Source organism: Dolichospermum sp. UHCC 0315A, assembly GCF_008121535.1.
GTDB classification, from domain to species: Bacteria; Cyanobacteriota; Cyanobacteriia; order Cyanobacteriales; family Nostocaceae; genus Dolichospermum; species Dolichospermum lemmermannii.
On sequence record NZ_CP043056.1, the window covers coordinates 3,418,520 to 3,430,675 of the forward strand.

Sequence of the window (12,156 nt, forward strand, 5' to 3'; positions counted from 1 at the left end):
AAATCTAAAAACTATTACTGATTAACAATTCAAAAACCTCGGGATATTCACTTGGCTTTTTAGCCAATTTAACCATTCTTCTAAACCTTCTCCTGTTTGAGCAGAAAGAGCAATAATGGTTACATCAGGATTCATAGAACGAACATTTGCTTCTAAACGTTTTAAATCAATCTCTAAATAAGGAGCCAGATCTAATTTAGTAATAATGAGACAATCCGCTTCTTGAAACATAATTGGATATTTGAGTGGTTTATCTTCTCCTTCAGTAATACTTAATAGAGCAACTTTTGCGTGTTCCCCTACTTCAAATTCGGCGGGACAAACTAAATTTCCCACATTTTCCACAAACAATAAATCAAACTCTTTGGGGTTGTAATCTTCTTTTAAACGATGAATTCCCCCGGCTACCATTTTGGAATCTAAGTGGCAGGAGCGACCCGTATTAATGGCAATCACGGGAACTCCATATTGTCTCAGGCGATCAGCATCTAGTTCTGTAGTCATATCGCCTTCAATAACAGCCATTTTTAAGTGATTTTTTAAGGCTGCGAGGGTTTTTTCCAATAACACGGTTTTACCCGCGCCAGGACTACTCATCAGGTTTAAACAGGTAATGCCCCATTCGTCAAAATGCTCGCGGTTGTGATCGGCTCCTGTTTGATTGGCATGAAGTAGATTAATTTCTAGGACTGCGTCAAAAGTTTGGTGCATTTTAATTAATAATTAAGCTGGTAGAGGCGATCGCCCAACTCCGTTTAAGAAACTAAAGAATATTCAATGTGGTCAATTTTTAACTCTCGACCTGAACGAATATCCTCCATCGGTGATCGACAAGTTGGGCAGGAATATTGCTGGCCAATTTGGGGTTGATAATCTTTTTGACAGCAATGACAATAAGCAATTAGGGGAATATTTTTAATGGCTAATTCCACGCCTGCAAGAAAAGTATTGGCAGTTTGAACTTCAAAGGCAAATTGTAAACTGACCGGTTCGACACAGGTAAATTCACCAACCATGAGATGAATTTTTTCAATTTTGAGCTTTTCAGGTTGGCTATCATACCAATCTCGAACTGTCATAATTAACGCCTTGGTCATATCAGTTTCGTGCATAGGAAATCACTGCCAGGGTTCGTCAACGGCTAGATTGGCTTCAGGATGAATGTAATAGGGCTTTTCTTTACGGGGTAATTGACCTGAAATAACCAGATGGGCCATCGCATCACAAATAACACGGGTAGCCATCAAAGAAGTCATATCACTAATATCGTAGGGAGGGGAAACTTCCACCACTTCCATGCCACAAATGGGAGCTTTTTGGATAATTTTGCCTAATAAAGCTAAGGCTTCACGGGGCAATAAACCGCCAGGTTCCGGCCAACCCGTGCCGGGGACAAAACCGGCATCAATGCAATCAATATCAAAACTGATCCAAACGCAATCCGTACCATCTAAAGCTCGTTCTAAGGCAAATTCGGCGGCGGCATCAATGCCTTGTTCCACAATGTCGGTGACGGTCAAAATATTAGTGGCGCGATCGCGGCATACTTTAACGCCTTGACGGGGAACTTGCCAACCGCCAATCCCTAATTGGACGAGATTCTTGGCAGGAGCGTTTTTCATATTGGTGGCATGAAACCAGGGGCAAGTGTGCATCCGTTCATCTAAATCCGTTTCCTGGGTATCCACATGGCGATCAAAATGAATAATCCCGACTTTTTTATCCCCTAAATGCCGACAAATACCGCGCACTGTCGGAAAACCAATGGAATGATCACCCCCTAAAATAATCGGCAATGCGCCCGAACTAAAGACATGGGCAACCCCCTTGGAGATTTGATCAAAGGACTTTTCATTATTAGCAGGAATGGTGAAAATATCCCCCAGATCACAGAGAGTAATTTGTTCCCGCAGATCTACCCCTAATTCAAAATTGTAGGGCGTATAAAGGGCCGAAATCCGCCGAATTCCCTGGGGTCCGAAACGGGTTCCGGGTCGGTAAGTCGTCCCCGAATCATGGGGAACACCCAAGATCGCCACATCATAATTGCCCACATTCCGCACATCTTCCAAATAGGGGGCTTTCATAAAGGTATTAATTCCCGCATAGTGGGGTAACTCACCCCTGGAAAAGGTGGGAATACTGCGATCGCGGATACTATCGGCCGCCTCTAAACCGTAGGTTAACCCCTGAGAAACTTCCTGTTGCCAGCCCGTTAGGGGCAAATGGCGTTCTTTTTCTAAGGCCTGTTCAGCTTCGGTTACATGAGGGGGTTGAAAAGTAGATTGCTCGGACATCTCGGACATCATTTTACCTCAAAATACAATATTATAGTTCATCTTTTCACCACTTCAGATTCTGATTAATTTAATTCAATTTTATCTTTTTTTGGTAATATTTTTTATAGGACCTCGCGGTAAGTGGAAAGCATCAGGAAAGCGTGTTAAGCGTGGATTGTATGAATCGGGCGATGGTTCAATTGTAAATGCAGATTTGAACGGAGCAGCTAATATTTTAAGGGAACACCAAAAAATAAATTACCCAATTTTGTGGGATGGGCAGGATGCCTGTCCTTGATGATTAGCGGGCAAGATGCCCGCACTACAATAAATCTTTGGGGATTTTATTTCTTGGAAGTCCCTAAGAAAAGTATCGGCAAAGTTGAGTCTATCACTTAATCAACTCAGTAGACGATCTTTGGCAATCGTAGCGAGAATTAAATTAAATTAATTCTGTCCGCAGAATCTCTATATATCTTTAGATAGAAATAATGCAGAAAATTGCAGTTGGTAGTCACAGTTACAGTTACTCGGGATCATCGGGTGTTAGCTTTACTGATGTAATGTAAAATTGTGGCGCAAATAAGCTCCTCAGCAGTTATGGCTCAGATATTAGATCCTCTACCACCAGAGCATTCGGGGAAGATTCTCTGTTGCTACGTCAATGCTACGAGTAAGATCCAGGTGACTCGTATCTCCAATATTCCCAATTGGTATTTTGAAAGGGTTGTATTTCCCGGACAAAGGCTGGTGTTTGAAGTTCTTCCAGAAGCACAAATGGAAGTTCATACTGGGATGATGGCCAGTGCTATTATATCAGATACGATTCCGTGCAATACCCTGATTATCCATGAACCTAGCAATGATGAGACAGAAGAGAACTCATCTCCAAGCATAAATTCTGGTAATGGTAATCCGATCAGGTCGGAAAATAATAAAAAAATTCTAGATACGACAAAATCTTTACAGAAATGTCCGGTAAGCGTAAAGCTCATTGATTAAAGAATCTCAGTGTCAAAAGACTCTGAGAGTGTTAAAAGCCGTTGAATTGGCATCTATTGATTAAAAACACAATACTGCTAAACATTAGGGTTGCAGCAATTCAGCAACCTTTTTTATTTGGGGTGGACTAATTAGGGCTTGCTAACATATCTTGTTTTTATTAGTTTGTAAAATTAAGCTATTTTTGGTACATAGAATAAGTAACCCTATAAATAATTGTCCTTTATCCCATCCGTGACATCAAACAAGCGTGAGTGCTAAACGTCTGCCAGAAACTACTGCTTATGTGAAAATTACCCGCCAATCTTGGCAACAAGGCTTTCTTGAAGGTGAAGTTAGCGCCGGTAATTTTCAATGGCATTTCCAGTGGCATTTCCGCCGGGGAGAACTTTCTGTAAAGCCTTCCCAAGGTCGTGCTTTAATCAAAGAACCTCTAGGGCGGTTTTTAGAACAACAGGACTATCAGTTAGAACCTGGGGGGGATTATGCTTTCACAATTCGGGCTGAATTGTAAATTAGTTGTCAGTTAGTCGGTTGAGATATCGTTCAATCAGGAGAATGGCTACAATGTCATCTATTGGCCTGGGCGGTTGACGCAAACCCTTGGGTAATAGTTTGATGATGCCTTGGGGTGGATACATCTGCCAGTAGCGATCGCGTGCCTGTAAAGTGGAATAACGTTCATCAACCAAAATGATATTGGTGGGTTTACTTAATTCTTGATTAAGTTGCTGTTTCCACTTTTTAGCTGTTGTTTGATCTCCCATGACAATTAAGGACACTGGGAATCTTTGCAGTTGTGTTTCAATATTAGCGATCGCCTCATTTGCCAATACAACTTGATGAGAGAATATTTGTCTATCCAATCCCATCACGGCAATCCCACATTTATCACGACCAGGATCAAATCCTAAAATTACAGGTTGTGTATTAGTCATTGGTCAGTTGTCATTGGTCAGTTGTCAGTTGTTAGTAGGGGCGAAGCATTTGGAAGATAAATTATCGGTCATTGCCAAAAATAGTTCTCCAAATGCTTCGCCCGTACAGTTGTCAGTTGTCAGTTGTCATTGGAAAAATTCTTTCTCCCCCTACCTCCCCTACCTCCCCTACCTCCCCTACTTCCCCTACTTTGTCAGGTGCTAAAAAGAATTTGTCCATTCAAAATGGCTACTAATTTGACTCTCAACGGACCCACAGTATAAGTATTTTCTGCGGCTACGGCTTTAATTTCTACTTCCTGTTCCGTCTGCTGTAGTTGGGTAACAAAGCGCAGAAAAGTGCCTTCTATTTGGACACTTTCGACAATTCCCGCGTTCCGGGCGCGAAATTGAGAAGCGGAAATTAGTAAATCTAGGCGTTGACGCATTTGTTCAGATGTCATATTTTTTAAATCCGCTGTAGTAGTAGCCAGCACTTCACCTGATGAAAATACGAGTTGATTTCTCGCTGCGTCTGCAAAGAATTCTATTTGCTTTTCACCTCTGACATAATTACCTGCGGAGAAAATTCGCACTACATATTCTCGACCATCTTTAATTTGTGCAATTAACTGCTCAACTTTATCTTTGGTAACACGGAGTATTTCTTTATTTACTGGTGTACCACCAGGTTCAGTTAACTGAATATTGGCATTGCGGTTAGCTTCCTGGAGAATTTGCATAATTGCCTGATGTGCCGCATCAGGCTTGTCCACAGTAATTAACCCTGCGGCTATCACTTGACCTTTCACTAAAGCTAGTTTACCTAAGCGGAGGTCACGGTAGGACTGATAATATTTTTCTAGTCTGGCTACTTCCTGCTCTAAAAATTGTTGTTGTTTCTCTAATTCTTTCAAGCGAGATTCTCTAGTAATAATAACTTCTTCCCGCTGTTTAATTTCGAGATTACGATTTTGAATAAGTTTATCTAATTTAGTAATTTTGCGATCGCGTTTTTCAATCACCGTCTTTGCTTCATCAATAGCTTCTTTAGCTTGGGCGTATAATCTTTTTCGTTCCGTTTTTAACTCTTCCACCGCCGTTTGTAATGTTTGTCGCTGATTGTAAAGAGTTTGTAATTCATTTCTAGCTTGTTGATACTGAATCACAATTCCCCCAAGACGACTTTGAGTTTGATTAAGTCGGGCTTGAGTTTTAGCTTGCTGGTTCAGAGTGCGATTGAGTTGGGCTTGTGTAGCCTTTTGTTTAGTATTTGCTGCCTGTAATGATTTATTAATTTTCTGTAATTCTTGTTGTGCCTGACTTTGTTCTTGTCTGGCTTGATTTAACTCACTCTCTACCTGGTTTTTTTGCGCCTCTGCGGTTTTTAGTTGTTCCCGCTTGTTCCCCAAATCTCTTTGAATATCCTCTAACTCAAATACGCCCTTTCGCAATCCGCCATCAGCCGCAAATAGGATTGCCAAAGTTGATGCAGAAATTAGACCACCTGTAAAAATAGTGACAATTACAGCAGTTTTTTTCGGACGTAAATTAAAAAGTGAGAGACGGGCTTTGCCAACTCGTGTGCCGATGCGATCGCCCACGGTGGCAATTACGCCTCCCAAAATGAGAATTGCTGCAATCAGAATGTACCCGGTGGTCATTTTTAGCTACCGTAATGCTGACTGATCCAGCCTACTACGTTTAACCATTGTCTGTGGGTAAATGGAGTTAGGCAAAAGTAGAAATTATCCAATTTTGAGATCTTCCTCCAAATTAACGGTTGAATCTCTACGGTAGTTGTTCTGCTTGGAGAGATCCCAAGACCGCACTACCTCAAAAATAGAACCCGTGCCAACTCCATTCCCCCATAATTTCTAAGTAAATTGCTTACTTAAAGCAACAGGTTTATGCACAGTAATCTTCTTTTTATGGATTGTAATCATTTTCTTCTCGCGTAAATCTCCCAGCAGTCTAGTGACTGTCACGCGAGTAGAGCCAATTGCTTCAGCGATCGCCTGATGGGATAACTTCAGATCAATGGTAATGCCATCAGCGCAAGGAACGCCAAAATCTCGACAAAGAATTAACAAGAAACTAATTAACCTTGAACCCATATCCCGGTGAGCAAGAGTTTCAATCATCATCTCCGTCTGAAGAATCCGCGAAGAAAGACCTCGCAGCATTAACATGGATAATTCTGGATTTTCCTTCAGTGCCTGTTCGACTTGTTCAATTGGGGCTGAAAGTAATTCTACAGTGGTAAATGCCACTGCATGATAAAATCGATCAGACTTATTCCCTGTCAGCAACGACAGCACGCCAAAAACGCTATTCTCCCGGAGCAGAGCTACCGTTATTTCTTCTCCTGCCTCATAGACTCTCGACAGTTTTACAGCACCCTTGAGAAGAAAATAAACTCGTTCGGCAGGATCTCCCGGAAAGAAGATCGTCTTATTCCGTTCAAATGTTTCCACGACTGGAGGAAAAGCCCCCGTTGCCATTTGACGAAAAACATTTGCTAGGGCTTTATCTTGTGTCACTATCATTTTCTCCCTTCCCCTACCCAATGCCAGAAAAACAAAAACTAATTACCTAAGAATACACCTGAAAAATCAATAGATCATCATTAAATTTTCTGTTTTTTCCTATACTCAAACGCGGAATTCCTAGTCTTTCGTTTATAATGATACATAATTGTTGTTCCGTTTAGCTGGTAATTATTGATAAGTAGTTTCACTAATTATAGTCTCAAGGTTTTGCCTCTAAAAATTGCCAATTTCTTGAGAATTTTTGTGAACATGGTCATGGTTTTTTGGGGGCTTACTGCTTATGCTTGGAGTATTTTGGAAAATCTCTAGCCCAACACAGTCAAACTAGACTCAGATTCTAGTATGCTCCTAATGATGAATTACATTAGCAATGTTTATGCTGAATCTATCTGGAAAAAATGCCCTAGTTACAGGTATTGCCAACAACCGTTCTATCGCTTGGGGAATTGCCCAACAACTGCACAAAGCCGGGGCTAATTTGGGCATTACCTACTTGCCAGATGACAAGGGTAAAATGGAAAAAAAAGTTTCTGAATTGGTAGAACCGCTCAGTCCTAGCCTATTTTTGCCCTGCAATGTTGAAAATGACGAGCAAATTCAATCTACTTTTGAAACCATCCGGCAAGAATGGGGGAAAATAGATATTTTAGTGCATTGTTTAGCCTTTGCAAAAAAAGAAGATTTGACTGGAGGTTTTAGTCAAACTTCTCGTTCTGGTTTCAATACAGCTTTGGAAGTTAGCACTTATTCACTGGTACAGTTAAGCGGTGCAGCCAAACCTTTAATGACTCAAGGCGGAAGTATTATTACTCTTACATATTTAGGAGCAGTTAGAGCAATTCCTAACTATAATGTCATGGGTGTGGCTAAAGCTGGTTTAGAAGCCAGTGTTCGTTACTTGGCAGCAGAACTCGGTCCTGAAAATATTCGCGTCAATGGCATTTCTGCAGGTCCCATTCGCACCTTAGCATCTTCAGCCGTGGGTGGTATTCTAGATATGATTCATCATGTTGAAAAAGTCGCCCCTCTCCGTCGCACCGTTACTCAATTAGAAGTAGGGAATACTGCGGCTTTCTTGTGCAGTGATTTAGCCAGCGGTATTACTGGACAAATCCTGTATGTAGATGCAGGTTATGAAATTATGGGAATGTAGGGGATGTGGGGGATGTAGGGGAGCAGGGAGAAAGAATTTTTCCAATGACAACTAACAACTGACAACTGTACGGGCGAAGCATTTGGAGAACTATTTTTGGCAATGATCGATAATTTATCTTCCAAATGCTTCGCCCCTACTGACAACTAACAACTGACAAATGACCAACAAACAAACTTCTCGGATAGCTTCAGTTCACCGCACTACTGGGGAAACAGATATTTACGTTACTATCAATCTTGATGGTACAGGGATATGTAAAGTTTCTACAGGTATTCCCTTCTTAGATCATATGCTCCATCAAATTGCTTCCCATGGGCTTTTTGATTTGGATATTCAAGCTCAAGGTGATTGGGAAATTGATGATCACCACACTAACGAAGATGTGGGAATTACTTTAGGACAGGCTTTATTCCAAGCTTTGGGTAGTAAAAAGGGAATCGTCCGGTTTGGGAATTTTCTTGCACCTCTAGATGAAGCTTTGGTACAAGTGGCTTTAGACTTTTCTGGTAGACCGCATCTTAGTTATGATTTAGAAATTCCTACTCAACGGGTGGGAACTTATGATACCCAGCTAGTGCGGGAGTTTTTTGTGGCGTTGGTGAATCATAGCCAAATGACGTTACATATTCGCCAATTGGATGGAATTAATTCCCATCATATTATTGAAGCTACATTCAAAGCCTTTGCTAGAGCAATACGAATGGCGGTGGAAATTGATTCCCGACGGGCAGAAACAATTCCTAGTTCCAAAGGTGTGTTTTGACACTCCCCGGTCTAAAGACACAGGGATTCTTGGTTCAACGAGACCACTTAAACTAGACTCCTTGCGTTATCCAGCCCAGAGGTGGGACTCTCCTCAAGCGTTAACTTTCGGTCTGCCCGACCGTAGTTGCATTGCTGCAAGTCCTGTTTAACTAGAAACGATTTGTTTCAAAATTCTGATTCGTCTAGCTCCTATAAATCTTTTACCTACTGCGAGGAGGAAACTAGAACAATGCAATAGAACCGCATAGATTTAATTGTCAAGGTACAGATTACCGTTAGGCAGTTAGGTTTTTAGACAGGTTGATTACCTTTCCTGTTGATTGAGATTATAACATCAAATATAATCAATTTGTCACTGGGGGATAAATCCCCAGAAGGCTTTCATTCCCGGCTTAAAAGACATCAACACCTAAAAAATTTTGGGATTTTTAGGTGTCAATTATGGGGTTTTCACCCTGTTTTCTTATAAAAATCCTCAGCATCGGTTAATCTGTAGTTAGCTCTAAATAGTCAGTAGTTGGTAGTTTCATCCCCATGAATTCTGTTGTAGACAACCCCGATTATCAACAAAATCCCCTAGATCAACAACCCGTAGTCCTGACTTCTGAATTGCGAAAGGTCTATCGCACGGGATTTTGGCTCAATCAAAAAGTTGTATCGCTCAAAAACTGTTCTTTACAAGTGTACCCAGGAGAAACCTTTGGTTTGTTGGGTCCCAATGGTGCGGGTAAAACCACGCTGTTAAAATTGTTGCTGGGAATTATTCGCCCTACATCTGGACGGGGCTTATTGTTAGGTAAACCCATAGGCAACGCTAAAGTCAAGCAGCATATTGGCTACCTCCCAGAAAATTCCTATTTATATGAATATCTGAGCGGTTGGGAATTTTTGCAGTTGACAGCGGGTTTATTTCAAATTCCCCAAAAGTTACAACGTCAACGCATTCCCCAATTGTTGGAATTAGTGGGGTTATCTCAAGCTGATGCTCGCAAAAAGCAAATGCGGCGCTATTCTAAAGGGATGCTTCAGCGTGTGGGAATGGCACAAGCTTTAATTAATGATCCGGATTTGGTTTTTTTAGATGAACCCATGTCTGGACTTGATCCGCTGGGACGCTACCAAATGCGAGAAATTATTCTTTCGCTGAAAGCATCTGGTAAAACCATATTTTTTAATAGTCATGTGTTGAGTGAAGTTGAACAAATTTGCGATCGCGTGGCTATTCTTGCTCAAGGAGAATTAATCTGTTGCGGTTCTCTCAGTGAACTTTTAGGGAATCAAAACACCTATCATGTTAAAGGTCAAGGCGGAGACGGGGAAATCTTGAAAAAATGGATAGGTAATTTAGAATTTGGGGCTGATGGTTCTTGGCAGGGTATACTCCAAGAAGATTATTATGATTTTCTGTCTAGTTTGAGATTAATGGGGGGAAAAATTATCACTATGAATCTGTCACGTCAATCTCTAGAAGAGTTTTTTATCCATCAAATTCAAATCCGAAATCATCCCCTTAATTAGCACAAACAACTAGAAAATAAGAGGAATGAATCACCCATAAGTAGTAATTTTTGCGAATTATTTGATCATTCTAAAAATCAGTTACTTATGTGTTAATACTTCCTGATCAATTTAGGGCTATGACTGTACTATCAGTTGATAAATTTGTTGTTAATATAGGATCGAAAATTGTTATAAGTTAGGAAACTTAACCTGCAAAAAGCACTGAAAATATTTCCTAACCTCAAAGAAGATTTAAAATCAAATTCCTTACGCAACAAATTATTTATGTCCGGAAAACTAAAGATTTATTAGAAAATAAAATTGTTGAGTCACTACGATTCTTCAGTATACTCGATGTTAAAATGTTTCCGAATAACTCTAAATATCGCCATTTTCAATTCTCAGGTAAATATGCTTAATAAAGATTTGTGTAAATTTCTCACCCACTCAACGATGGGTTTAGCATTGTTAACAACAGTGAATATCATTTTGCCATCTGTGAGTTTGGCACAAAGACAGCCAGTAGCATCAACATCCAGTAGTATCGCTACAGATTATTTATTAGGCGGCGGCGATCGCATCCGTGTTAATGTATTTGAAGTACCAGAATATACAGGTGAATATCAAGTCCCTCCCGGTGGTTCAATTAATATGCCTTTAATTGGCAGTATCCCTGTTTCGGGACTAACCACAGAACAAGCTGCTGATACAATCGCCAGAAAATATGCTCGCTTTCTCAAACGTCCCCTGATTTCCGTCAACTTATTATCACCACGTCCCATCAATGTATTTGTTGCGGGAGAGGTAACAAGACCAGGTGCTTATACCCTCAGCTTAGAAGGAGGAGCAGGGAATAACCCCGGTGTCCAATATCCAACGGTATTAGCTGCATTAACCATAGCCCAAGGTGTGACACTGGCAGCAGATGTGACTCAAGTACAATTACGCCGCAAGGTAGGACGTTCTGGAGAGCAGACAGTCTCCTTGGACTTAAAGGAATTAACGCAAACAGGCAGAATATCCCAAGAGATTACTTTACGAGATGGAGATACCATCGTTGTCCCCACAGCTACCAGTTTGAATGTGGCTGAAGCCCGAAATTTATTTGCAGCTAATTTTGCCGCTAGTCAAACTTCACCCCGCTCAGTGGTGGTAATTGGTCAAGTTTACCGTCCTGGTTCTTATCTTGTTACCGCTGGAAATGCAGGTGGAGCAGAGGGTGGTGGTGCTGGTGGTGGTTTACCAACTGTAATGCGGAGTTTACAACTAGCAGGGGGAATTACGTCCATTGCGGATGTGCGGAAGATTAAATTACGCCGTCCTACCCGAACTGGTACGGAACAAACTATAGATATTAATCTATGGGAATTACTACAAAGCGGTGATATCAATCAAGACATTGTGGTGCAGGATGGAGATACAATTGTCATTCCTACAGCTACGGACATTAGTGCCGCTGAATCTACCCAATTAGCAACAACTACTTTGTCCCCAAATACTATTGAAGTGGGTGTAGTGGGTGAAGTCAAAAAACCAGGAGCAGTAAAACTACAACCGAATAGTTCTTTAAATCAGGCATTATTAGCGGCTGGTGGTTTCAATGATAGTAGAGCTAGTAAAGGAACTGTAGAATTAATTCGCCTCAATACCAATGGTACAGTTACTAAACGTCCAGTTAAAGTGGATTTAGCTAAAGGAATTAATGAGGAAACCAATCCGATCCTTCGCAACAATGATGTTGTCATAGTTGATCGCAACGGTTTAGCTAAAACTGGTGATAGAGTTAATACTGTAGCTGGTCCTCTAGGTACTATTTTGGGGATTATCAGACTATTCACTACTGGATTTTAGAGATCTCCGAGAATTAAATGTACGTGACTTGAAACCCTTGTAGAGACGTTCCATGGAACGTCTCTACGATCTTTTTCGGGGATGTCTATTATACATCTGAGTTTATTTTTTCAGCAATTTATGATTAGAGGTGT

At 40.9% G+C, this 12,156-nt stretch carries 14 protein-coding genes; 7 read left to right on the forward strand and 7 right to left on the reverse strand.

The genetic code is table 11. The features are described from left to right. Nucleotides 1-21: 21 nt before the first annotated feature. Genes hypB through BMF77_RS16605 form a run of 3 tightly spaced genes read right to left on the reverse strand, consistent with a single transcriptional unit; the run spans nt 22 to nt 2,297 of the window. The gene (gene hypB, locus BMF77_RS16595) at nt 22-711 is read right to left on the reverse strand and encodes a hydrogenase nickel incorporation protein HypB (RefSeq protein ID WP_148764310.1); all 690 of its coding nucleotides are present in this window, start codon (nt 709-711) and stop codon (nt 22-24) included. A gap of 44 nt (nt 712-755) precedes the next feature. Next, nucleotides 756-1,112 (reverse strand): hydrogenase maturation nickel metallochaperone HypA, encoded by a 357-nt coding sequence (gene hypA / locus BMF77_RS16600; protein ID WP_002798306.1) that lies wholly within the window; start codon nt 1,110-1,112, stop codon nt 756-758. A 6-nt stretch (nt 1,113-1,118) separates the two neighbouring features. Next, complete coding sequence (locus BMF77_RS16605; protein WP_148764312.1) at nt 1,119-2,297, reverse strand: agmatinase family protein; 1,179 nt, start codon at nt 2,295-2,297, stop codon at nt 1,119-1,121. A 582-nt stretch (nt 2,298-2,879) separates the two neighbouring features. Between BMF77_RS16605 and BMF77_RS16615 the strand changes: the two genes are divergently transcribed. Continuing rightward, on the forward strand, nt 2,880-3,281 hold the full coding sequence (locus tag BMF77_RS16615) for a DUF1830 domain-containing protein (protein WP_148764316.1): 402 nt from the start codon (nt 2,880-2,882) through the stop codon (nt 3,279-3,281). A 250-nt stretch (nt 3,282-3,531) separates the two neighbouring features. Further along, complete coding sequence (locus tag BMF77_RS16620; RefSeq protein WP_015080075.1) at nt 3,532-3,795, forward strand: DUF3146 family protein; 264 nt, start codon at nt 3,532-3,534, stop codon at nt 3,793-3,795. A 1-nt stretch (nt 3,796) separates the two neighbouring features. On the opposite strand, the gene BMF77_RS16625 is transcribed toward BMF77_RS16620, so the two are convergent. Next, nucleotides 3,797-4,219, reverse strand: coding sequence for a pre-16S rRNA-processing nuclease YqgF (locus BMF77_RS16625; protein ID WP_015080074.1), 423 nt, complete (start codon nt 4,217-4,219; stop codon nt 3,797-3,799). 28 nt (nt 4,220-4,247) lie between these two features. Here BMF77_RS16625 and BMF77_RS16630 point away from each other — a divergent pair, with 28 nt between their 5' ends. Then, the gene (locus BMF77_RS16630; RefSeq protein ID WP_210422373.1) at nt 4,248-4,424 is read left to right on the forward strand and encodes a hypothetical protein; all 177 of its coding nucleotides are present in this window, start codon (nt 4,248-4,250) and stop codon (nt 4,422-4,424) included. On the opposite strand, the gene BMF77_RS16635 is transcribed toward BMF77_RS16630, so the two are convergent. Next, nucleotides 4,414-5,862: a DUF3084 domain-containing protein gene (locus BMF77_RS16635; RefSeq protein ID WP_148764320.1), complete on the reverse strand. Its 1,449-nt coding sequence runs from the start codon at nt 5,860-5,862 to the stop codon at nt 4,414-4,416. The genes BMF77_RS16630 and BMF77_RS16635 overlap by 11 nt on opposite strands. Nucleotides 5,863-6,075: 213 nt before the next feature. After that, nucleotides 6,076-6,747, reverse strand: coding sequence for a global nitrogen regulator NtcA (ntcA, locus tag BMF77_RS16640; protein ID WP_015080072.1), 672 nt, complete (start codon nt 6,745-6,747; stop codon nt 6,076-6,078). A gap of 379 nt (nt 6,748-7,126) precedes the next feature. Between ntcA and fabI the strand changes: the two genes are divergently transcribed. Beyond that, the gene (gene fabI, locus BMF77_RS16645; RefSeq protein ID WP_148764322.1) at nt 7,127-7,903 is read left to right on the forward strand and encodes an enoyl-ACP reductase FabI; all 777 of its coding nucleotides are present in this window, start codon (nt 7,127-7,129) and stop codon (nt 7,901-7,903) included. On the opposite strand, the gene BMF77_RS26815 is transcribed toward fabI, so the two are convergent. Continuing rightward, entirely contained in the window at nt 7,882-8,049 is a 168-nt protein-coding gene (locus BMF77_RS26815) for a hypothetical protein (RefSeq protein WP_168204451.1), read from the reverse strand. The two genes, fabI and BMF77_RS26815, sit on opposite strands and share 22 nt — an antisense overlap. Nucleotides 8,050-8,063: 14 nt before the next feature. On the opposite strand from BMF77_RS26815, the gene hisB reads away from it, so the two are divergent. From hisB to BMF77_RS16660, 3 genes are all read left to right on the forward strand, one after another. Continuing rightward, nucleotides 8,064-8,669, forward strand: a complete 606-nt coding sequence (gene hisB / locus BMF77_RS16650) for an imidazoleglycerol-phosphate dehydratase HisB (protein WP_148764324.1) — start codon at nt 8,064-8,066, stop codon at nt 8,667-8,669. Nucleotides 8,670-9,205: 536 nt separating this feature from the next. Next, nucleotides 9,206-10,189 (forward strand): ABC transporter ATP-binding protein, encoded by a 984-nt coding sequence (locus BMF77_RS16655; RefSeq protein ID WP_148764326.1) that lies wholly within the window; start codon nt 9,206-9,208, stop codon nt 10,187-10,189. A 393-nt stretch (nt 10,190-10,582) separates the two neighbouring features. After that, entirely contained in the window at nt 10,583-12,022 is a 1,440-nt protein-coding gene (locus BMF77_RS16660; RefSeq protein WP_015080068.1) for a polysaccharide biosynthesis/export family protein, read from the forward strand. Nucleotides 12,023-12,156 lie beyond the last annotated feature (134 nt).

Bases quoted from the DNA above. Each gene is read 5' to 3' on its own strand.
- ntcA (WP_015080072.1), bottom strand. From the start codon at position 6,747: ATGATAGTGACACAAGATAAAGCCCTAGCAAATGTTTTTCGTCAAATG.
- BMF77_RS16625 (WP_015080074.1), bottom strand. From the start codon at position 4,219: ATGACTAATACACAACCTGTAATTTTAGGATTTGATCCTGGTCGTGAT.
- BMF77_RS16605 (WP_148764312.1), bottom strand. From the start codon at position 2,297: ATGTCCGAGCAATCTACTTTTCAACCCCCTCATGTAACCGAAGCTGAA.
- hypB (WP_148764310.1), bottom strand. From the start codon at position 711: ATGCACCAAACTTTTGACGCAGTCCTAGAAATTAATCTACTTCATGCC.
- hypA (WP_002798306.1), bottom strand. From the start codon at position 1,112: ATGCACGAAACTGATATGACCAAGGCGTTAATTATGACAGTTCGAGAT.
- BMF77_RS16655 (WP_148764326.1), top strand. From the start codon at position 9,206: ATGAATTCTGTTGTAGACAACCCCGATTATCAACAAAATCCCCTAGAT.
- BMF77_RS16635 (WP_148764320.1), bottom strand. From the start codon at position 5,862: ATGACCACCGGGTACATTCTGATTGCAGCAATTCTCATTTTGGGAGGC.
- BMF77_RS16615 (WP_148764316.1), top strand. From the start codon at position 2,880: ATGGCTCAGATATTAGATCCTCTACCACCAGAGCATTCGGGGAAGATT.
- fabI (WP_148764322.1), top strand. From the start codon at position 7,127: ATGCTGAATCTATCTGGAAAAAATGCCCTAGTTACAGGTATTGCCAAC.
- BMF77_RS16660 (WP_015080068.1), top strand. From the start codon at position 10,583: ATGCTTAATAAAGATTTGTGTAAATTTCTCACCCACTCAACGATGGGT.
- hisB (WP_148764324.1), top strand. From the start codon at position 8,064: ATGACCAACAAACAAACTTCTCGGATAGCTTCAGTTCACCGCACTACT.